The 20,747-nt window shown below is 33.8% G+C and carries 14 protein-coding genes and 2 tRNA genes; 8 read left to right on the top strand and 8 right to left on the bottom strand.

Going from position 1 to position 20,747, the window contains the following annotated elements; all coding sequences use genetic code 11:
* Positions 1 to 69: 69 nt before the first annotated feature.
* Positions 70 to 1,248 (bottom strand): Pycsar system effector family protein, encoded by a 1,179-nt coding sequence (locus AC5ZCW_RS07050; RefSeq protein WP_343541325.1) that lies wholly within the window; start codon positions 1,246 to 1,248, stop codon positions 70 to 72.
* 26 nt (positions 1,249 to 1,274) lie between these two features.
* On the opposite strand from AC5ZCW_RS07050, the gene AC5ZCW_RS07045 reads away from it, so the two are divergent.
* Positions 1,275 to 5,006, top strand: coding sequence for a metallophosphoesterase (locus AC5ZCW_RS07045; protein WP_496118755.1), 3,732 nt, complete (start codon positions 1,275 to 1,277; stop codon positions 5,004 to 5,006).
* Positions 5,007 to 5,141: 135 nt separating this feature from the next.
* Here the strand turns inward: AC5ZCW_RS07045 and AC5ZCW_RS07040 are convergent, their stop codons facing one another.
* Positions 5,142 to 6,005, bottom strand: coding sequence for a hypothetical protein (locus AC5ZCW_RS07040; protein WP_496118753.1), 864 nt, complete (start codon positions 6,003 to 6,005; stop codon positions 5,142 to 5,144).
* Positions 6,006 to 6,103: 98 nt separating this feature from the next.
* A complete protein-coding gene (locus AC5ZCW_RS07035; RefSeq protein WP_496118751.1) occupies positions 6,104 to 7,156 on the bottom strand; it encodes a hypothetical protein in 1,053 nt (350 codons plus the stop codon).
* Between the two features lie 106 nt (positions 7,157 to 7,262).
* Between AC5ZCW_RS07035 and AC5ZCW_RS07030 the strand changes: the two genes are divergently transcribed.
* Genes AC5ZCW_RS07030 through AC5ZCW_RS07020 form a run of 3 tightly spaced genes read left to right on the top strand, consistent with a single transcriptional unit; the run spans position 7,263 to position 11,385 of the window.
* A complete protein-coding gene (locus AC5ZCW_RS07030) occupies positions 7,263 to 8,174 on the top strand; it encodes an ABC transporter ATP-binding protein (protein WP_343541318.1) in 912 nt (303 codons plus the stop codon).
* Positions 8,175 to 8,177: 3 nt separating this feature from the next.
* Positions 8,178 to 9,014 (top strand): ABC transporter permease, encoded by an 837-nt coding sequence (locus AC5ZCW_RS07025; RefSeq protein WP_343541316.1) that lies wholly within the window; start codon positions 8,178 to 8,180, stop codon positions 9,012 to 9,014.
* 13 nt (positions 9,015 to 9,027) lie between these two features.
* Positions 9,028 to 11,385, top strand: coding sequence for a T9SS type B sorting domain-containing protein (locus tag AC5ZCW_RS07020; protein WP_496118748.1), 2,358 nt, complete (start codon positions 9,028 to 9,030; stop codon positions 11,383 to 11,385).
* 146 nt (positions 11,386 to 11,531) lie between these two features.
* Here AC5ZCW_RS07020 and typA read toward each other — a convergent pair whose 3' ends face one another.
* On the bottom strand, positions 11,532 to 13,328 hold the full coding sequence (typA, locus tag AC5ZCW_RS07015; RefSeq protein ID WP_111378311.1) for a translational GTPase TypA: 1,797 nt from the start codon (positions 13,326 to 13,328) through the stop codon (positions 11,532 to 11,534).
* 222 nt (positions 13,329 to 13,550) lie between these two features.
* Between typA and AC5ZCW_RS07010 the strand changes: the two genes are divergently transcribed.
* Both AC5ZCW_RS07010 and AC5ZCW_RS07005 read left to right on the top strand, forming a co-directional pair.
* Positions 13,551 to 15,206, top strand: coding sequence for a PAS domain-containing sensor histidine kinase (locus AC5ZCW_RS07010; RefSeq protein WP_496118746.1), 1,656 nt, complete (start codon positions 13,551 to 13,553; stop codon positions 15,204 to 15,206).
* Positions 15,207 to 15,211: 5 nt separating this feature from the next.
* Entirely contained in the window at positions 15,212 to 15,619 is a 408-nt protein-coding gene (locus AC5ZCW_RS07005) for a response regulator (RefSeq protein ID WP_281633575.1), read from the top strand.
* Between the two features lie 158 nt (positions 15,620 to 15,777).
* On the opposite strand, the gene rpsT is transcribed toward AC5ZCW_RS07005, so the two are convergent.
* The 4 genes from rpsT to proS all read right to left on the bottom strand — a co-directional run bounded on the left by rpsT (position 15,778) and on the right by proS (position 17,928).
* Positions 15,778 to 16,029: a 30S ribosomal protein S20 gene (gene rpsT, locus AC5ZCW_RS07000; protein ID WP_012026903.1), complete on the bottom strand. Its 252-nt coding sequence runs from the start codon at positions 16,027 to 16,029 to the stop codon at positions 15,778 to 15,780.
* Positions 16,030 to 16,182: 153 nt separating this feature from the next.
* Positions 16,183 to 16,254: transfer RNA gene (locus tag AC5ZCW_RS06995), tRNA-Glu, on the bottom strand.
* 45 nt (positions 16,255 to 16,299) lie between these two features.
* A tRNA-Glu gene (locus tag AC5ZCW_RS06990) sits at positions 16,300 to 16,371 on the bottom strand.
* A gap of 78 nt (positions 16,372 to 16,449) precedes the next feature.
* Positions 16,450 to 17,928 (bottom strand): proline--tRNA ligase, encoded by a 1,479-nt coding sequence (proS, locus tag AC5ZCW_RS06985; RefSeq protein WP_496118743.1) that lies wholly within the window; start codon positions 17,926 to 17,928, stop codon positions 16,450 to 16,452.
* Between the two features lie 102 nt (positions 17,929 to 18,030).
* On the opposite strand from proS, the gene AC5ZCW_RS06980 reads away from it, so the two are divergent.
* Both AC5ZCW_RS06980 and AC5ZCW_RS06975 read left to right on the top strand, forming a co-directional pair.
* Complete coding sequence (locus AC5ZCW_RS06980; RefSeq protein ID WP_496118741.1) at positions 18,031 to 19,032, top strand: hypothetical protein; 1,002 nt, start codon at positions 18,031 to 18,033, stop codon at positions 19,030 to 19,032.
* Between the two features lie 42 nt (positions 19,033 to 19,074).
* Entirely contained in the window at positions 19,075 to 20,658 is a 1,584-nt protein-coding gene (locus AC5ZCW_RS06975) for an OmpP1/FadL family transporter (protein ID WP_496118739.1), read from the top strand.
* Positions 20,659 to 20,747: the final 89 nt, after the last annotated feature.

The raw sequence follows: 20,747 nt of genomic DNA, 5'->3' as shown, positions 1-20,747 counted from the left end.
ATCAAAAAAAAAAATCTGTATTCATCCGCGTTTTCGCGATAGCGAATCCGTAAAATCAGCGTCTAAATTTTATATAGACTTAAAAGCAATCACAAACGCAATCACTGTTATGATGATACCGAACATAAAAAAGTTATAAGCAATTCGGAGTAAATTATATTTTCGCTGTAAAACCAATCCCAGATAATACAAATCTTTGATCATCGTCGAGTACAAATAATCACGATCTTTCATCATTTCGTTCATTGCCCAATCATAATCTTCTAAAGGCATTTTGTAGAAATTTCCAAAAAACATCAGATTCACTTTTTTAGCCTCGACATCGTCTCTCGTAAAAAAACCAGAAGTTACTTTTGGACGTGTAGAAAGAATCGCAAAAATAATCGTAATCACGCTCGACATTAGCATAATAAATGTTGGAACAACCAAATGCGCATTTTTGGGACTATCTAATTTCGGAATAATAGACGATAATGCGATCGAAATGATAATCGCATTAACAGACAATAAAATATTGGCTTTGCTATCTGCAATACCGCTTAAACGGGTGTGGTTCCCGAGAGTGACACGAAATAAAGTATCAATTCCGCGGTCTGGTTTTTCTGTTTTATCTTTCTTTTTGGATTCTTCTTCTAACGCTTCAGCTGCCTTCAATTCCTGTTTATTTATTTTTTTCTGAATTAATAATAGATTTTTTTCTTTCAAAGGCTGCCATTTTCTCAAAGCATAATCGGTATAAAATCTATGTTTGTTTAATAAGAAATTGAGGTTTTCTCTTGTCCATTCTGCATTGGAAAAGCTAACTATCCCTGCATTTTTCAATTCCAAACGCAATAATTCGCAAGTTGTAGCATATTCAGCTCCCATTAAGTGAGCATAATCTGCGTCTCTTATAATTTTTTCAAGATGTGTCTTTGGTTCATATTCTTTAACTGTCGCCAAAATTAAACTCGAAACGAGAGCTATAAATTCTTCCGATTTTCCTTTTTCGCGTAAAAAGTTGGCAGCAATTTCGGTACTTTTCTTTTCATGATTTTCATACCCTTCAATATATCCGGTATCGTGAAACCATGCCGCCACCAAAAGCGCTTCCTTATCCTCACCGCTTACATCTTCTTTTTTGCAAAGTTCTTTTACTGCTGTAACAACCGTAAAAGTATGATTAAAATTATGGTAAGAATATAAATTAGAAAGTTTATCTTTGAGTAAATTCCCGACAAAATCCTCGGATTGTTCTATTAGATTCATAAAGAATATTTTTATACCACTAAATTATGAAATTGTTTTTGGATAATCATTTTATTGCCAAGATTAAAAACTTTTTAATAGCAATAGTGTCACTCTTCATTGTTTATTCCTGCGCGACCCGCAAACCGCAATATGGAAAAAGTGTAAGTGCCAACGAAACAGAAAACGCGACAGATACTATAAAAATTGCACACACCTTTTTTCTTGTTGGAGATGCTGGAAATGCCGATGAAGAACAGGCGCAGCAAACACTGGAGCTTTTACATCAAAAACTTAAAAAAGCGAGCAAAAAATCGACACTGCTATTCTTGGGTGATAATATTTATCCAAAAGGCTTTCCTAGTGATAAACATCCTGAAGACAAAGCTTTGGCAGAAACTAAACTCACCAATCAATTAAAATTAACTAAAGGTTTTAAAGGAAAAACAGTTGTAATTCCTGGAAATCATGATTGGTATAACGGCATTAAAGGCTTGGAACGTCAGGCCGATTTTGTAACGAAATATTTAAACGATAAAAAAGCATTTCTTCCGAGAAAATCCTGTCCTATTGAAAATGTAAAAATTGATAGCGTTACAACTTTGATAGCTGTTGATAGTGAGTGGTTTCTAGAAGATTGGAACGATCACCCGACAATAAATGACAATTGCGAAATCAAAACTAGAGAAGCTTTTTTTGAAGAGTTAGAAGGACTTTTAAATAAAAACCAAGAAAAGACAGTTGTCTTGGCGATTCATCATCCGCTATTAAGCAACGGAACACATGGTGGACAATTTTCATTAGAAAAACAGTTATTTCCTTTGGAGCAAAAAATTCCGCTTCCGGTAATTGGTTCATTTATTAATTTATTGCGAAAAACTTCTGGTGTAAGTCCGCAGGACATTCAAAACAAACAATATACAATTTACGCAAAAAGAATTAAGACCCTTTTGCAGAAGCAGAAAAATGTAATTGTAGTTTCGGGTCATGATCATAACCTTCAATATATCAGTAAAGAAAATATTCAGCAGATTATTAGTGGCGCAGGGTCAAAATCGGAAGCTGCAAGAGCTATTAGTCCGTATGATTTTTCGTATGGCGGAAATGGTTATGCAACACTAACGATGTTTAAAAGCGGAGATGCAAAAGTTTCTTTTTATGGAAATGAAAATGGCAAAGAAAAACTGCTTTTTGAACGCGAAATAATAAAAGCCAAAGAAATCAACTGGGCTTCAGATATTCCGAACAAGTTTCCTGCAACTGTGACCACTTCGATTTATTCTCCAAAAATGACTCAAAAAGGTGCATTTCACAGGTTTTTATTTGGTCAGCATTATAGAAAGTATTACAGTATGCCAATTGAAGCTACAACAGCAACAGTCGACACTTTAAAAGGCGGATTGAAACCAATTCGCGAAGGCGGAGGACATCAATCTGTTTCCTTAAGAATGTCTGATCCTCAAGGACGTGAATACATCATGCGTGCAATGAAAAAAAGTGCAACCGTATTTTTACAGTCAGTAGCTTTTAAAGATCAATATGTGGTAAATGAATTTGAAAAAACATACGCCGAAGATTTCTTATTTGATTTTTATACCACTTCTCATCCTTATTCTTCTTTTGCTATCGGAAGCATGTCTGATCAAATTGGACTTAGACATACGAATCCTATTTTATATTATATTCCGAAACAAAATGGTTTAGGCGAATTTAATGCAAGTTTTGGTGACCAATTATATATGGTTGAAGAAAGACCAGCCGACAATCATCTTGATGGCAAGAATTTTGGAAAACCAAGCAATATTATCGGAACTGATGATATGATGCTGAACCTTCATAAAGATGAAAAATATACTGTTGACGAAAAGGAATATATTAAAGCGCGTTTATTTGATATCCTTTTAGGTGATTGGGACCGACACAGCGATCAATGGCGTTGGGCTGAATATAAAGAAGATGGAAAGGTGATTTACAGACCGATTCCGAGAGATCGCGATCAGGCTTTTGTAAAATACGATGGCGCTTTGCTTTCACTTTTAATGAATATGCCACCTCTTCGTCACATGCGAACTTTTAAAGGAGACAGAATCAATGTTAAATGGCTTGGAAGAGAACCGTACCCAATGGATTTGGCATTTCTAAAAACTGCTGGAGAAAAAGACTGGGTTGAACAAGCCAAATACATTCAAGAAAACTTGACTGATGCAGATATCGATCTAGCTTTCAAAAATATGCCTAAAGAAGTTCAGGACGAAACGGTAGATGAAATTAAAACAAAACTAAAAAGCAGAAAAAAAGATCTTCAGAAATATGCTCGTGAATATTCTGATGTGTTAGATAAAACTGTTATGATTGCGGGAACTGACAAAAAAGATAAGTTTGTTTTAAATCATAATGTAAAGAAAGGCATTGAAATACAGGTTTTCAGAATCAAAAAAGAAGGTGATGAATTGCTTTATACCAAAAACGTAACCGACGACAAAACCAAAAATCTTTGGATTTACGGACTAGACGATAATGATGTTTTTGAGGTAAAAGGAGATCAAAAATCTAGTATCAAAATTCGTTTGATTGGAGGCCAAAATAATGATACTTATAACATTGAAAACGGAAGAAAGGTTATTGTTTACGATTTCAAATCAAAAGAAAACACGTATAATCTCGATTCTAAAACTCAAACACAACTTACAGACGACTACGAAGTTAATGCCTACAATTATGAAAGACCAAAGTATAATGTAGTTTCTGGTCTTCCAAACATTGGATACAATCCAGATGATGGAGTAAAAATGGGAGTTAATGTAAATTATACCGTTAATAATTTCAAGCAAAATCCGTATACGCAAAGACATATTTTTAATGCTTTCTACTACTTTGCTACTGGCGGTTTAGAGTTTAATTATGCTGCACATTTCCCTGGGTTATTAGGCAAATGGGTTATTGATGTGGAATCATTATATACGACTCCAAACTTTGCCATGAATTATTTTGGTTATGGAAATGAATCGCAATATGATGATAATTTAGGAATGGATTACAATCGTGTCCGCATTAGAAAATTTAATGCTTCGGGAGCCATTCGTCATGTTGGAAGATATGGAAGTGAGTTTAGCGTTCAGCCAATTTTCCAGAGAATGACAGTTGAAGATACCGAAAACAGATACATAAATATTCCTGGAATTGTAAATCCAGATGTATTTGACAGTCAGAATTACGGAAGTTTAAAAGTAAAATATCAGTTTAAAAATTCAGATTTTGCCGCAAAACCAACTTTAGGAATGGCATTTATGATTGCAGCAACTTGGACAACTAATTTAGATGACACAAAGAAAAATTTCCCTACCCTGGAAAGCTTCTTAGGTTTCACTCATAAAATTGATCATAACGGAAAATTGATATTAGCCACTTACGTAAAAGGAAAAGCTATTTTCAACAATAATTATGAGTTTTATCAAGGTGCTTCTCTTGGTGGTGACACCGATTTACGCGGTTATAGAAATGAGCGTTTCTTAGGAAGTTCGTATTTCTCTCAAAGCTCTGATTTGCGTTTAAGTATCGGGAAAATACGTAAAACGATTGTTCCTTTTACATACGGAATTTTAGGCGGTTTCGACTACGGAAGAGTTTGGCTTGATGGCGAAGAATCAAGAAAATGGCACCAAGATTATGGTGGCGGACTCTGGCTGAATGCCATAAATGTTATTACAGCTAGAATCTCATACTTTAAATCTCCTGACGAAATTGGAAGAGTGATTTTTGGGGCAGCATATAGTTTTTAAAAAAGGTGCTAAGGTACTGAGATGCTAAGGTTTTCTACTCTGAGTTAAAAAAACAGCCACGAATTCACGAATAATTTAATTAAAATTCGCGAATTCGTGGCTAATCTTTTCTTAGCACCTCAGTACCTTAAAACCTTAGCGACTTAGAAGAAACTCATAAACCTTTCCTCCTATTTTGTTTGTTTTTTCGTCGGCTATAAGTAAGGTGTTGTTATCTTTAAAAACTATAGCTTCTTTTTGTGAGAAGTGATTCAGGTTTATTTCGGTTTGAGTTCCTTTATGGAATAAATCTCCTTTAAAACCCTTAAATAAAAGCACTTTGTCATGACTTAATAAAGCAACTTTTTTTCCGTCAGGGCTGATGGTTGCACTTGTAAGAACGCAATGATTATAATTGTTGCAGGTTTTAAATTCTCCAATCTTTACTGCTTTTTGAGTTCCAGCAGCATTTTTTATTTTGTAAATAAAAGCTGTGCCGTCAAAACCTTTGCTTCTGTTTTTTGTAAATAGATAGAAATAGCCGTTCAGTTCAAAGAAACCTTCAACATCATAGAACATTTCTTTTTTCTTTGGAGGAAATTCTGTTTGCTCTGGGTATGAATATGAAATTTTATATTCGGCTTTAGCCACATCATTATTCAATTGATTTTTTGCGACTTTATAAATACACAAATCTCTTCTTTCGTTATCATTATTTCCAAAATCACCAATGTAAATATTTCCAGATTTATCTTTTGTAATATCTTCCCAATCTACATTTGTAGCATTTGAAATCGTAACGGTTTTGGCCAATTTCCCTTTAGAATTGATAGCATAAAGAGCATTTTTATTTCCACTATCTTCTAAGGTATAAAGAATGTTGGTTTCAGGAAAATAGGTAATTCCAGAAACTTCCTTTAATTTCTTTGGAAGGGAATAAAGCTCTTTTAAATCAGAACCTGATTGCTTCTGGCAAGCTAGTAAGACTATAGAAACAACTACTAAAAAAGATTTTTTCATAATATTTTTTTTATTTTGCCACAGATTAAAAGGATTATAATAATTCCAAAATCTTTTTAATCTGTGAATCCCGATAACTATCGGGAGTGGCTAAAACTTTAAACTAAGTTAGTATTTTTAAAATTACGTGTAATAAATTCAAATGCAGCATGCATGATATGTCCCATCGATTTTGCGTTTTTGAATTTCATATCGTTTGTATAACGGTATAATTCCATTTTTAATTGCAGTAAATGCTCCTGCGTTGAAATGGTATCGTGGCACATAATATTCAGCAGTTTTTTGATTCTCGTTTCAGCAGAATGAATACGTTTTGCTAAAATTGCTCTTTCTTCATCTTTATACTGAATAATAGAACGCTCTTCTAATTTCTCTTTAATTAATTGAATCATCGGGAAATTTTCCTTGAAGAACTGAGGGCGATATACTTTAAAATTTCCCTCATAACATTGCTGATCAAAATCGATTGGACGAATTTTATAAACCACTTGATCAAAATCGTGAATTGGGACAATTACATAATTATAGGCACGCATATCCCCCAAAAGACGAATCATACAGCGTTCGTTAAACTTGACGAATTCTTTGGCAATTTGAGCCTTTTCCATTTCACTGCATTTATCCAGCAACGTATCCATAAAAACATCGCCTGGAATTCCTATAATATGTTCCTCTATCAGAGTATCTTTATAAACTAGAAAGTTGATTTTATCTGGCGATAGAATATCTTCCAATTCTAATCCATAAATACGGGAAGCATCTGCTTTTTTGATATAAAAATGAACATAGTTGTCATTTAGAATATTTCGAACCTTAATTCTAAAAGGTTTCGAATTTCCGAACGTACAATAATCAATTGCATCGACATTTAGATATTGAATAATTTCACTATTTCCATCAGAATGCAGAAGCGAATAAATTTTCTTCAGATTTAAATCAATTTCGTTACGTTCAAATTCTCCATAATAAACTCTGATCCAAAGTGTATCTGTATCGTGTTTGTCGTAAACATTTATAGAACCTGAAAAACGAAGCAAGTCATCATAAAACACAGAAACTTTAGAAATACGTTCGTATCGCTCTAAATAACTTAAAAGTGGCTGTGTTAAAGGGTAAGACGGTTTTTTTAAAACCATTAAAGGCTCGCTCATTTTGAATATCTTTATTACAAATTTACGTGAATACGATTTAAAGTCAGAATTTAAAGTAACAAAAATCAACTTGGCTCGTCATACTAAAAACTAAAACCAGAAAAATTTGGAAACCATATTAACCATCGAGAATTTAAGTAAAAGATACGGCCGAATTCAGGCTTTGAAAAATGTATCTTTTCAAATACAAAAAGGTCGTGTTTATGGCATTCTAGGGCCAAACGGCAGCGGAAAATCGACTACATTAGGAATTGTATTGAATGTTGTTAATAAATCGTCTGGCAGTTATCGCTGGTTTGATGGTAATGTGGAAACTCATGACGCATTGAAAAAAGTGGGCGCTATTATAGAAAGGCCAAATTTTTATCCATACATGACAGCCGAGCAAAACCTGAAATTGGTTTGCAAAATCAAAAACATCAACTATTCTAAAGTCAATGAAAAATTGGAATTAGTAGGTTTGATTGAAAGAAAAGATAGTAAGTTCAGTACATTTTCATTAGGAATGAAACAGCGTCTGGCAATTGCATCAGCACTTTTAAACGATCCGGAAATTTTAATTTTAGATGAACCAACCAACGGATTAGATCCGCAAGGAATTCATCAAATTCGTGATATTATAAAAAAAATTGCTTCGCAAGGAACTACTATTCTACTTGCTTCACATTTATTGGATGAAGTAGAAAAAGTATGCTCGCAGGTCATTGTTTTAAGAAAAGGCGAAGTTTTATACTCAGGTTCAGTTGATGGAATGTCTTCAAATGAAGGTTTCTTTGAAGTGCAGTCAAATGATAATTTTGTTTTAAAATCGGCTTTGCAAGAACATCCTGCCGTAGATAGAATTTCTGAAGAAGACGGGAGAGTTTTAGTTTACCTAAAATCTGATTTATCGGCTTCAGATTTAAATCAATTTTTGTTTTCTAAAAATATTGTTTTAAGTCATTTAGTAAAACGCAAAAACAGTTTAGAAGCACAATTTTTAGAATTAACCAAAAACGCGATCGCCCAAAAAAACTAAACCATGAAAAGACTTCTCTCTATAGAATTACAAAAAATCTGGATGAACAAAGCCAGCCGTATATTAACTTTAACTTATTTTATATTACTTTCTTTTATAGCCTTAATCGCAGTAATTAAGTTTGATATAGGGCCTTTCAAATTTCATTTAGCCGAAATGGGAATCTTTAATTTTCCGTTTATCTGGCATTTTAACACTTATGTTGCAGCATGGCTAAAATTCTTTCTTGCCATTGTAATTGTTTCAATGATGGCGAATGAATATAGCTACGGAACTTTAAAACAAAACTTGATTGACGGTCTAAGCAAAAAAGAATTTATTTTATCAAAATTCTTAACTGTAGTTTTATTTGCTTTTGCGTCTACCGTTTTTGTCTTTGTAATGAGTTTGGCTTTAGGATTATGCTTTTCTTCTTACACAGAGTTTAGTATTATTTTTAGCGACTTAGATTACCTTTTGGCTTTTTTTGTAAAATTGACTGGTTTCTTTTCATTCTGCTTATTTTTAGGAATTTTAGTAAAACGTTCTGCTTTTGCATTGGGCTTTCTTTTGGTTTGGAACATAATTGAGGCAATTGTGAGAGGCACTTTAGCATTTAAAATTTTTCCAGATAGTGATACTGATAAAAAAATCACGCAGTTTTTCCCTTTGGAATCAATGTCGAATTTAATTGCTAATCCAGGTCCAAGATTGTCTGTCGTAAAAAACATTGGCACACAAATGGGAATTGAAACAGATGCTGATTTTAGTGTTGATTATTTTGCTGTATTAATCGTTTTAGCTTGGACTTTTACATTTATATATTTTTCTTACAAATTATTAAAAAATAGAGATTTGTAGTATATTTGTTACTATGAGTCTTCCAAGAATTTTAATACCACTTTTCATTTTGTGCTGTTTTTATAATAAGATCAGCGCACAGAGTATTACTGTAGATTCTAACGTAACAGCAGCAGATTTAATTCAGAATGTTTTAATTAAGAGTTCTTGCATTGATACTGAAAGTGTAAATTCATTAGGAAATCCAACCCCAAATCAGCAGAGTTATGGCTCTTTTATGGCAGGTGCAAATTTTCCTTTTTCAAGCGGAATAGTTTTAAGCACTTCACCAAGCAAAAAAGCAGAAGGTCCTTATAATCAGCAAGAATCAAAGGGCACCCAAGTGCCAGGCTGGAATGGTGACCCTGATCTTAATCAAGCTTTAGGAATTAATAACAGCACACAAGCAACATTTATAGAATTTGATTTTATAGCATTAACTAATTCGATTAGCTTTAATTATATTTTTGCCTCGAATGAATATCAACTTAATTTTCCTTGCATCTATTCCGATGGATTTGCCTTCTTAATTAAAGACGCAGACAATCCCAGTGAAGCTTACAAAAATCTCGCAGTTTTACCTAATTCTACAACTGCAGTTTCTGCAACAACGGTTCATCCAAAAATTAATACTGTAAATAACAGTAACGGAATTCCTTTAATTGGCTGTGAAGCCGTTAATGAAAACTACTTTAATGGTTATAATACATCCGCAAGCCCTATTAATTATGCTGGTCAAACAGTAGTAATGAATGCATATACAGATGTCATTCCAAATAAAAAATACCATTTAAAACTGGTTATTGCAGATGATGCCACAAGACAATACAACTCTGCCGTTTTTATAGAAGCAGGCAGTTTTGTAACGAAAATAAATTTTGGCGAAGATAGAACTGTGGCTAATAACAATCCTGTTTGCTTTGGAGAAAATTATGTTTTAGATACCAATTTAAGTTCAACAACTCATACGTTTGAATGGTTCAAAAAAGACGCTTCAAACAATTATGTCCTAATTCCAGGTGCTACATCTCCATCTTATGCCGTTTCCGCAACAGGAACATATAAAGTACAAGCAACTTTGGGCAGTACAACATGTACATCAATTGGAGAAATTACAGTTGAATTTTCACCTCAAATTCAATCAACCAATACTTCTTTATTGCAATGTGATGATAATACAGACGGTATCACCATTTTTGATCTGACTAAAGTTGCCAATATTGTAAAAAATAATAATACGCAGATTACCAATCAAGGATATTATGAAATTTTGGACGATGCACAGGCCAAAACAAATCCAATTTTAAATCCGCAGCGTTATACCAATAAAGCTCCAAATCAAATTGTTTTTGCAAGGATTGAGAATACTTTTGGTTGTAGTGCAATAGCTCAAGTTACTCTAAATGTTTCTAATACTGTAATTCCAGATCAATCGCCAATTGCTAAATGTGACGAAGATGAAATACAAGATGGACTTTATCAATTTAATTTAGAACAAGAAGTAACTCCTCAAATTTTAACAGGTTTGCCATCTGAACTGATAGTTAATTACTTTCTGACTTCTTTTGATGCTATTACAGAGACAAATCAGCTACCGAATATTTTTAAAAATACTACGCCAAATAGCCAGACTATTTATGCGCGTGCCGCAAACGGTTCAGATTGTTATGATATAACTTCAATCGAATTGATTGTACACACTTTTGATCCACCAAATTTTGAAGATGAGACGCAATATCTTTGTAAAGGAGATCAAATAACAATATCTGTCGCTACAGGTTTTAGCAGTTATGCTTGGACGAATAGCGGAGGTTCAACAAACTCAATGCTTGTTACGAGTCCTGGAGATTACTCCGTAACCGTAACCGATGTAAATGGATGTAAAAAAACTAAAAACTTCAAAATAATTTTATCTGAACCGGCAACAATTACAGGAGCAGATGTAAAGGACTTCTCTGGAATAGATAATTCTGTAAAAATTCTATATACAGGTGTTGGAAATTATGAATTTTCTCTTGATGGAATCGCTTTTCAAGATGCCCCAACTTTTACACAAGTAACCCCAGGAGTTTATACTGCAATCGCTAAAGACAAAAATGGTTGTGGTATATCTAATTCTTTTACCATATATGTTTTAGACTATCCGCGTTTCTTTACTCCAAACGGAGACGGGTTCAATGATTTATGGGTAATCAAAAACATTGATCAAATGCCCGATTATACAATCTCAATTTTTGATCGTTACGGAAAATTATTAAAACAAATGAATCAGAATGGCTCAGGCTGGAACGGAATGTTCAACGGAAGAGAAATGCCTTCAGACGATTATTGGTTTACGCTTCTTTTTGTTAATGGTAAAAATGTTAAAGGACACTTTTCTTTAAAAAGATAACTTTTATACATTTCAAACTCTGAAATTCCAAATTCCAATACTTGATCAAAAATTCAGTTTTTTAAACAATTTTAATTTAACATAAAAAAGAATCCCAAACTCCTTAATTGGAATTTGGGATTTTTTATATTAAAATTTAAATCGAATTAGATTTTATATCTTTTTCTATCCGTTTCACTTAAGTAAATCTTTCTTAAACGTAAAGATTTTGGAGTAACTTCAACATACTCATCTTTTTGGATATACTCTAAAGCTTCCTCTAAAGAGAATTTGATAGCTGGAATAATTCTAGCTTTATCATCAGCTCCAGAAGAACGTACGTTAGAAAGTTTTTTCGTTTTAGTAACGTTAACAGTCATATCGTCGCTACGAGTGTTTTCTCCAATTACCTGACCTTCATAGATGTCCTCGTTTGGATCAACGAAGAATTTACCACGATCTTGTAATTTATCGATAGAGTAAGGAATTGCTTTTCCGTTTTCCATAGAGATTAATGAACCGTTGTTACGTCCAGGAATTTCTCCTTTGTATGGTTCGTATCCAATGAAACGGTGCGCCATAATAGCTTCACCAGCAGTAGCAGTAAGCAATTGATTTCTTAAACCGATAATTCCACGAGATGGAATGTTGAATTTAATGATCATACGCTCACCTTTACCTTCCATAGAAAGCATTTCACCTTTACGGATAGTAACGAATTCAACCGCTCTACCTGAAAGGTTTTCTGGTAAATCGATAGTTAATTCCTCAATTGGCTCACATTTCACACCATCAACTTCTTTGATGATAACTTGTGGCTGACCAATTTGAAGCTCATATCCTTCTCTTCTCATTGTTTCGATAAGAACAGATAAGTGAAGTACACCACGACCAAAAACCATGAATTTATCAGCAGAATCAGTTTCTCCAACTTTCATCGCTAAGTTTTTCTCAAGCTCTTTTGTTAATCTTTCACGAATATGTCTAGAAGTGACAAATTTACCTTCTTTACCAAAGAAAGGAGAATCGTTAATTGTAAACAACATACTCATTGTTGGCTCGTCGATAGCAATTGTCTGTAAAGCTTCTGGATTTTCAAAATCAGCGATAGTATCACCAATTTCAAAACCTTCGATACCTACAACAGCACAAATATCACCAGCAACAACTTCTTCTACTTTTCTACGGCCTAAACCTTCAAAAGTGTGTAATTCTTTAATTCTAGATTTGATGATTTTTCCATCTCTTTTTACCAAAGAAATTGGCATACCTTCTTTTAAAGTACCTCTTTCAAGACGTCCGATAGCGATACGACCTGTAAATGAAGAGAAATCTAAAGATGTGATTAACATTTGTGGAGTTCCTTCAGAAACTTTAGGAGCTGGAACATTAGCAATAACCATGTCTAATAATGGTTCAATGTTTTCTGTTTGATTTTTCCAATCATCAGACATCCAGTTGTTTTTAGCAGAACCGTAAACAGCTGGGAAATCTAACTGCTCTTCAGTAGCACCTAATTCAAACATTAGATCAAAAACTTTTTCATGAACTTCTTCAGGAGTACAGTTTTCTTTATCTACTTTGTTGATAACCACGCATGGTTTTAATCCTAAATCGATCGCTTTTTGTAAAACGAAACGAGTTTGAGGCATTGGACCTTCGAAAGCATCAACTAGCAAACATACACCATCGGCCATGTTCAATACACGTTCTACTTCACCTCCAAAATCGGCGTGGCCAGGAGTGTCGATAATATTGATTTTTGTTCCTTTATATTGAACCGATACGTTTTTAGAAGTAATTGTAATACCTCTCTCACGCTCTAAATCATTATTATCTAAGATTAAATCACCTGTGTTTTCGTTCTCACGAAATAACTGACAGTGATACATAATTTTATCAACCAAAGTTGTTTTACCGTGATCGACGTGGGCAATAATTGCAATGTTTCTAATAGATTCCATCTGTGATTTTTAATGGGCGCAAAGGTACACTTTATTTTTTAAAAAAAAATGTTTCTACCATAGTTTGCGTATATACAATCAATTAGTTAATATAAATCATGAAAATATCGACCTCAAAATGATATTAACATACGTTTAGTTATGGTTAAATTAACTATATTTGAGGTGATGAAAAGTAAAACTCTCCAAATTACTCTTATTTATACAATCATCTCGATAATTATGGCGGTCATATGTCATAAATTACTCACAACCTACTTTTCTTCTTCAGAATATCCATATTTATCTTTAATAAAAGACATTGTATTTATTCTAATCACAGTATTGGTTTTCAGTTTTATACTTTCAAAAAACGAAAAAAGAAATATAACCATCTTTGAAAAGTTAAACAAAACCAATGAAGAAATAAAAGAATCAAATGAGAAATATGACATTGTAGCAAAAGCAACAAGCGATACGATTTGGGACTGGAAAATTCAAGAGGACAGTATTAATTGGAACAAAGGAATTGAAGGTGTTTTTGGCTACGATCCAAAAGAAGTAGGCAAAACTTCTAAATGGTGGTTCGACAAAATTCACCCAGAAGACAGTATCCGAATGTCAATAAAATTATATTCTTTTATAGAACAAAAAACCGAAAAATGGCAGGATCAATATCGTTTTAGATGTGCAGACGGATCTTACAAATATGTCTTGGACAGAGGTTTTTTATTAAAGGACGAAAATGGCAGAGCCATAAGAATGATTGGAGCCATTCAAGATATTACCAAACAAAAAGAAGAAGAACAGCGATTAAAACTTTTAGAAACCGTAATTACACAATCTAAAGATTCTATATTAATTACTGAGGCTAATTCTTCTGAAAGAAAAATACCTAAAATAGTTTACGTAAATCCTGCATTTTCCCAAATGTCTGGCTACCAGTCAAATGAAATAATCGGGAAATCGCCAAACATTTTTAAAGGACCAAAATCAGATTCTGATGAATTAAAAAAACTCTTAAGTGCCATAAAAAATGAAGAAGAATGCCTGATTGAAACTATTAGTTATACAAAAAGCAAAGAAGAATATTGGGTACGCTTTTCTATGATTCCAATTTTTAGTAACGAAGGACTAATTTCTCACTGGATTTCGATACAGAGAGATATTACAGATGAGAAAAAACTTGAAACAGAAAAAGAACATCTTATTCGAGAGTTAACTCAAAACAATAAGGACTTAAAACAGTTCTCTTATATTACATCGCATAATCTTAGAGCACCACTTTCAAACTTAATTGGGTTATTAAATTTAATGGAAGACATTCCGATAGAAAATGAAGAACTTCAAGAAATAGTAGCTGGATTTACAAAATCGACACATTTACTTAACGAAACCATCAACGATTTAGTAAAGGTTATTATCATTAAGGACAATCCTTCGATGCAAAAAGAAGAAGTTTCCTTAAAAGAAGTTTTTGAGAATGTATTCAGCCAACTTTCATTTCAAATTGAATTACACAAGCCTATAATTAAACTTAAGTTTGACAAAGTCCCAGAACTTATTACAAACAAAGCTTACATAGAAAGCATTTTATTAAACTTGCTTACCAATTCTATAAAATACAAATCGGAAAACAGAAAGTTAAAGATTTCCATAACGGCAGAACAAATAGAACAAAGAACAATCTTGACTTTTAAAGACAACGGAATCGGAATTGATTTAGAGAGAAATCGCGACAAAATATTTGGATTATATCAAAGATTTCATAATTACCCTGACAGCAAAGGTCTAGGATTATATCTTGTAAAATCACAGGTAGAAACAATGGGAGGAACAATCTCGATTGATAGCGAAGTCAATAAAGGAACCACATTTACAATAACATTTAAAAATTAATTATTATGCTTGAGCAGATTTTATGCATCGATGATGACCCAATCACATTGATGTTATGCAAAAAAGTAATTTCAAAATCTTCATTTTCACATGAAGTTATTACGGCTCAAAACGGCGAAGAGGCTCTTCATCATTTCAATGTCTTAAAATACACAAACGACAAAGCAAAGAAAAGACCCGAATTAATTTTTTTAGATTTGAACATGCCTATTATGGGAGGATGGGAATTTTTAGACCATTTCACCTCTCCGGATTACACAGAATTTAATACCGTTCCTGTAATTGTACTCTCTTCAACAATTGACCCCGAAGATCTTGCTAAAGCAAAAAAATATCCTATAATAATAGATTTTCTTTCTAAACCTATTACACAACCAATGCTGGAATACCTTAAAAAGAAAATTGATTTGTAAAATTTCAAAATTCTACACAAATTAAAATTCCAAATTCCAATATATATAAAGATTGGAATTTGGAATTTATTTTTTTTTATTGGAATTTTCACACTAGTGTTAAAACAAAAAAAGCCCTCTAAAAGAGGACTTTTTATATTTTTAGCAAATTGTTTTAATTACAATTTAGCAACGTGTTTTGTTAATTTAGACTTCAAGTTAGAAGCTTTATTATCATGAATGATGTTCTTTTTAGCTAATTTATCAATCATAGAGATTACAGTAGATAATTTAGCAGCAGCATCAGATTTATCAGTAGCTAATCTTAATGCTTTAATAGCGTTACGAGTAGTTTTGTGCTGATATCTGTTAAGAACTCTTCTTTTTTCGTTACTTCTGATTCTTTTTAATGCTGACTTATGATTTGCCATTTTCTTTTAATTTTAGATGTAATAATTATTATAAATACTAGTTAAAAAAGAAAAACCTCCCACAATCGTATAACAATCACTTTGGTTTTAACTAATAAAACAAAAACCGAGACACCAATTTTTGTTTTACAAAACTTATTTACAACTAATTTGTAGTCCGTAGGGGAATCGAACCCCTGTTACCAGGATGAAAACCTGGCGTCCTAACCCCTAGACGAACGGACCAATATTCTCCTAAGTTGGAAACTTTTCAATATGTAATATAACTTGTAGTCCGTGGGGGAATCGAACCCCCCTTACCAGGATGAAAACCTGGCGTCCTAACCGATAGACGAACGGACCGCGCTTCTGTATTGCGGATGCAAAGATACATCTATTTTTTAGTTGCGCAATACCTAATGCAAAAAAATATATAATTTTTTAATATGCCTTAGCAAAAAGCACTCTTTTAGAGGATGGTTTCCCAGTAAATACGCAGGTTCCCGCCTCTTCAATAGCGTCCAAAGGAATGCATCGAATCGTCGCTTTTGTCAATTCTTTTATCTTTTCTTCTGTCTCTGCAGTTCCATCCCAATGAGCAGATAAAAAGCCTCCTTTTCCTTCTAAAACTTCTTTAAATTCCTCAAAATTATTTACTTCCGTAATATGCCTATTTCGATACTCTAATGCTCTTGTAAATAAGTCGGTTTGAATCTGCTCTAAAAGATCGTTTACATGTTCAACGATTTTTTCGCTAGAAACTACTTCTTTTGTCAAATTATCACGTCTTGCAACCTCAAAAGTTCCGTTTTCCAAATCTTTCGGACCAACTGCAATTCGAACAGGAACTCCTTTTAATTCCCATTCCGCAAATTTAAACCCTGGTTTTTGCGTTGTTCTATCATCAAACTTAACAGTGATTTTCAATTTTCTCAGTTTAGCCGTCAAATCCTTAACCGCTTCAGTGATTTGAGCCAATTGTTCATCAGTCTTATATATAGGAACAATAACCACTTGAATCGGAGCCAAATTTGGAGGCAATACCAATCCTTGATCATCAGAATGCGTCATAATCAACGCTCCCATCAAACGAGTAGATACACCCCAAGAAGTTCCCCAAACATGTTCTTGTTTCCCTTCAGCGTTTGCAAATTTAACATCAAATGCTTTTGCAAAGTTCTGCCCTAAGAAGTGAGATGTACCAGCCTGCAATGCTTTTCCGTCTTGCATTAACGCTTCAATACAATAAGTCTCATCTGCTCCAGCAAAACGTTCTGTTTCTGTTTTAAAACCTTTGACAACTGGAATTGCCATAAAACTTTCAGCAAAATCAGCATAAACGTTCATCATTTTTTCTGATTCCTCAATTGCTTCTGCTTTTGTAGCATGAGCCGTATGCCCTTCTTGCCATAAAAACTCTGCAGTTCTCAAGAACAAACGCGTACGCATTTCCCATCGAACCACATTAGCCCATTGATTAATTAACAAAGGTAAATCTCTATAAGATTGCACCCATCCTTTATATGTAGACCAAATAATAGCTTCACTTGTTGGACGAACAATAAGCTCCTCCTCTAATCTTGCATTTGGATCAACCATTAATTTTCCAGGTCTTTCCTCGTCATTTTTTAATCTATAATGCGTTACAACCGCACATTCTTTTGCAAATCCCTCAGCATTTTTCTCTTCAGCCTCAAACATGCTTTTCGGCACAAACAAAGGAAAATAAGCATTTTGATGTCCAGTTTCTTTGAACATACGATCTAACTCAGCCTGCATTTTTTCCCAAATAGCATATCCGTATGGTTTTATTACCATACATCCTCTAACTCCTGAATTTTCAGCTAGATCTGCTTTTACAACCAGTTCGTTATACCATTTCGAATAATCTTCTGATCTTGTAGTAAGGTTCTTACTCATATTATATTTTTTGGCACAAATTTTGTTTTAAACAATTTTAACTAAATAGTTTGACAAAACTAACTAATTTTGTAATGTGCAACAATAAAAAACACCACAGATATGAAAACTTACCTTTCACTCCGCCAAAACTCTAATCATTTTTACTTAATTGGATTATTGAGTTTATTGCTAGCATCGTGTGGTTCTTACCAAAATTCCTCTTATTATGATAACGATGGAGTTTATGGTGGTTCATCTGTTAAATATGTAGCAAATGGAACAAACAATCAATACAAGGAATATTTCAGATCACTGCAAGATGACAATCAACCAACTGAAATTTTCACTGACGTTGACAATTATACTAATTACTCAGACAGCACCCAAACAGCATCTGTAGCTTATCCTGCATGGGGAAGCAGCAGTTCTGATGTTTCTGTAAACTTCTATACTACCCCAACATGGTCATTTGGATTTGGATGGGGTTATCCTTATTATGGCTATGGCTACTACGGATGGGGCTACCCTTATTACGGATGGGGATATCCAGGATGGGGCTACCCAGGATGGGGTTATCCAGGCTATCCATACTATGGCTACGGATATAACTACTCTTACAATTATGGAAGAAGAGGCTCTGCAGCTTATTATGGAGACAGAAACTATGCTTACAACAGAAATTATAGCACCAATAGAGGATATACAACCAATCGAAACTACACCACTAATAGAGGTGACTATACTACCAATAGAGGAAACTACACAACAAATAGAAATTATACCACAAATAGATCTAACAGCTATACTGACTTTAGAAGAACCTCTACTTTAAACAGAGGAACTACTAGCCCTACTTTCACCAATAGAGGAAATTACAACAACGGTTCTAATTACGACTATAGCAACAGAAGATCTTACAACAACGGAAATACCACAACAAACAGAACCTACACACCTAGCAACAACGGTGGTTCATCAAGAAGCTACACTCCTAGTAATAGTGGCTCTTCAAGAAGCTACTCTCCTAGTAATGGCGGAGGTGGCGGCTCAAGATCGTACAACGGCGGTGGCGGCGGTGGAGGAATGAGATCTGGCGGCGGTGGCGGCGGAGGAAGAAGATAATTTTTTTCTCAGCACACTTAATTCGAACTAAAACTCATCAAAATGAAAAAAATACTTTTCCTATTTATAACAGGACTAACTATCAGCGCGTCATATTCACAAGAAGTTTCAGATGCTCTACGTTATTCCCAAGAAAACCTCACTGGAACTGCACGTTTTAGAGCCATGAGTGGTGCTTTTGGAGCGGTTGGAGGAGACATCTCTGCTTTAAGCGTTAACCCTGCTGGATCTGCAATTTTCAACAGTAATCAAGTTGGAGTTTCCTTTAGCAATCAGAACATTAAAAACAATTCCAATTACAACGGAACTCAAACATCAGATAAAGAAAACTCTTTTATCCTAAACCAAGCAGGAGGTGTTTTTGTTTTTAAAAACCACGATCCAAGAGTTGGCTGGAGTAAAATTGCAATTGGCGCAACTTACGAAAACACAAATAATTTCAATAACGAAGTTTTTTCTGCAGGAAACAACTCCACTCATTCGGTTGACGCTTATTTCCTCGATTATGCAAATTACAGTAATGGAGGCGCGCCTGTTCCTCATGAATTTGTTAACACACAAGACAACGAAACAGTTTCTGATTTATATCATTATTTAGGGTCTAATTTTCCAAATGGCCAATATCCTAATCTAAGTGGGTTTTCTGCACAACAAGCCTTGTTAGGATATCAGGGATATATTATAAACATTGATGATGTAAATAATCCTAACAGCCCTTATTCAACAAACGTTCCAAAAGGCAACAACACCAACTATTACCAAACTAACGACATTTACTCACGAGGATATAATAGTAAATTAAGCTTCAATATCGCAACCTCTTATAAAGATCGACTATATTTAGGAGCAAATTTAAATGTTCATATCACAGACTATAGAAGATCAACAAGTTTTTATGAAACCAATAATGGCGTGCTTACACCAAACGAAACAATATCAAGTATAAGATTCAATAATGATTTATATACTTATGGAAATGGCTTTTCTTTCCAACTTGGAGCAATAGGAAAAGTAACTGACAATTTTAGACTTGGTGTAGCATACGAATCTAACACTTGGTATGAATTGTACGACGAGCTTTCACAAAGTTTATACACTACAAGACAAGCTGCAGGCGGGCCGATTGTCAATGCCAATGTAGCCCCTAATGTTGTAAACGTATACGAATCTTATACTTTACAAACACCTGACAGATGGACTTTTAGTGCCGCATACATATTTGGGAAATCTGGTTTATTAAGCATTGATTATGGCATAAGAAATTACGGAAACACGAAATTCAAACCCAGCAGTGCAGGCTTTGGCGGCATTAACAATGAGATAGACAATAGTCTAGCGAGTACTGGCGAACTTCGTATTGGCGCTGAATACAAAATAAAACAATTAAGCTTAAGAGGTGGATACCGTTATGAAGGAAGCCCTTATAAAAACGGAATTACAGTTGGAGAGCTAAACAGTTATTCTGCTGGTTTAGGTTATAACTTTGGATCTACAAAATTAGACTTAGCTTACTCTTATTTAGAAAGAGATTCAAATCAAGGTTTCTTTACAAGAGGATTCACTGACGGAGCTAACATTACCTCTAAATTAAACAATGTCACTATGACTTTATTATTTGAATTGTAATTAAAAATCAAAATAGATGATTGAAAAATCCGTCAGAATTTTATCTGACGGATTTTTTTTATCCTTTCAAAAGCCCTTTATTTTAAATT

This window comes from Flavobacterium sp. PLA-DH12 (assembly GCF_059511845.1).
Note: the sequence above shows the minus strand (reverse complement) of the source record. Positions and strands in the feature narration are given on the sequence as shown.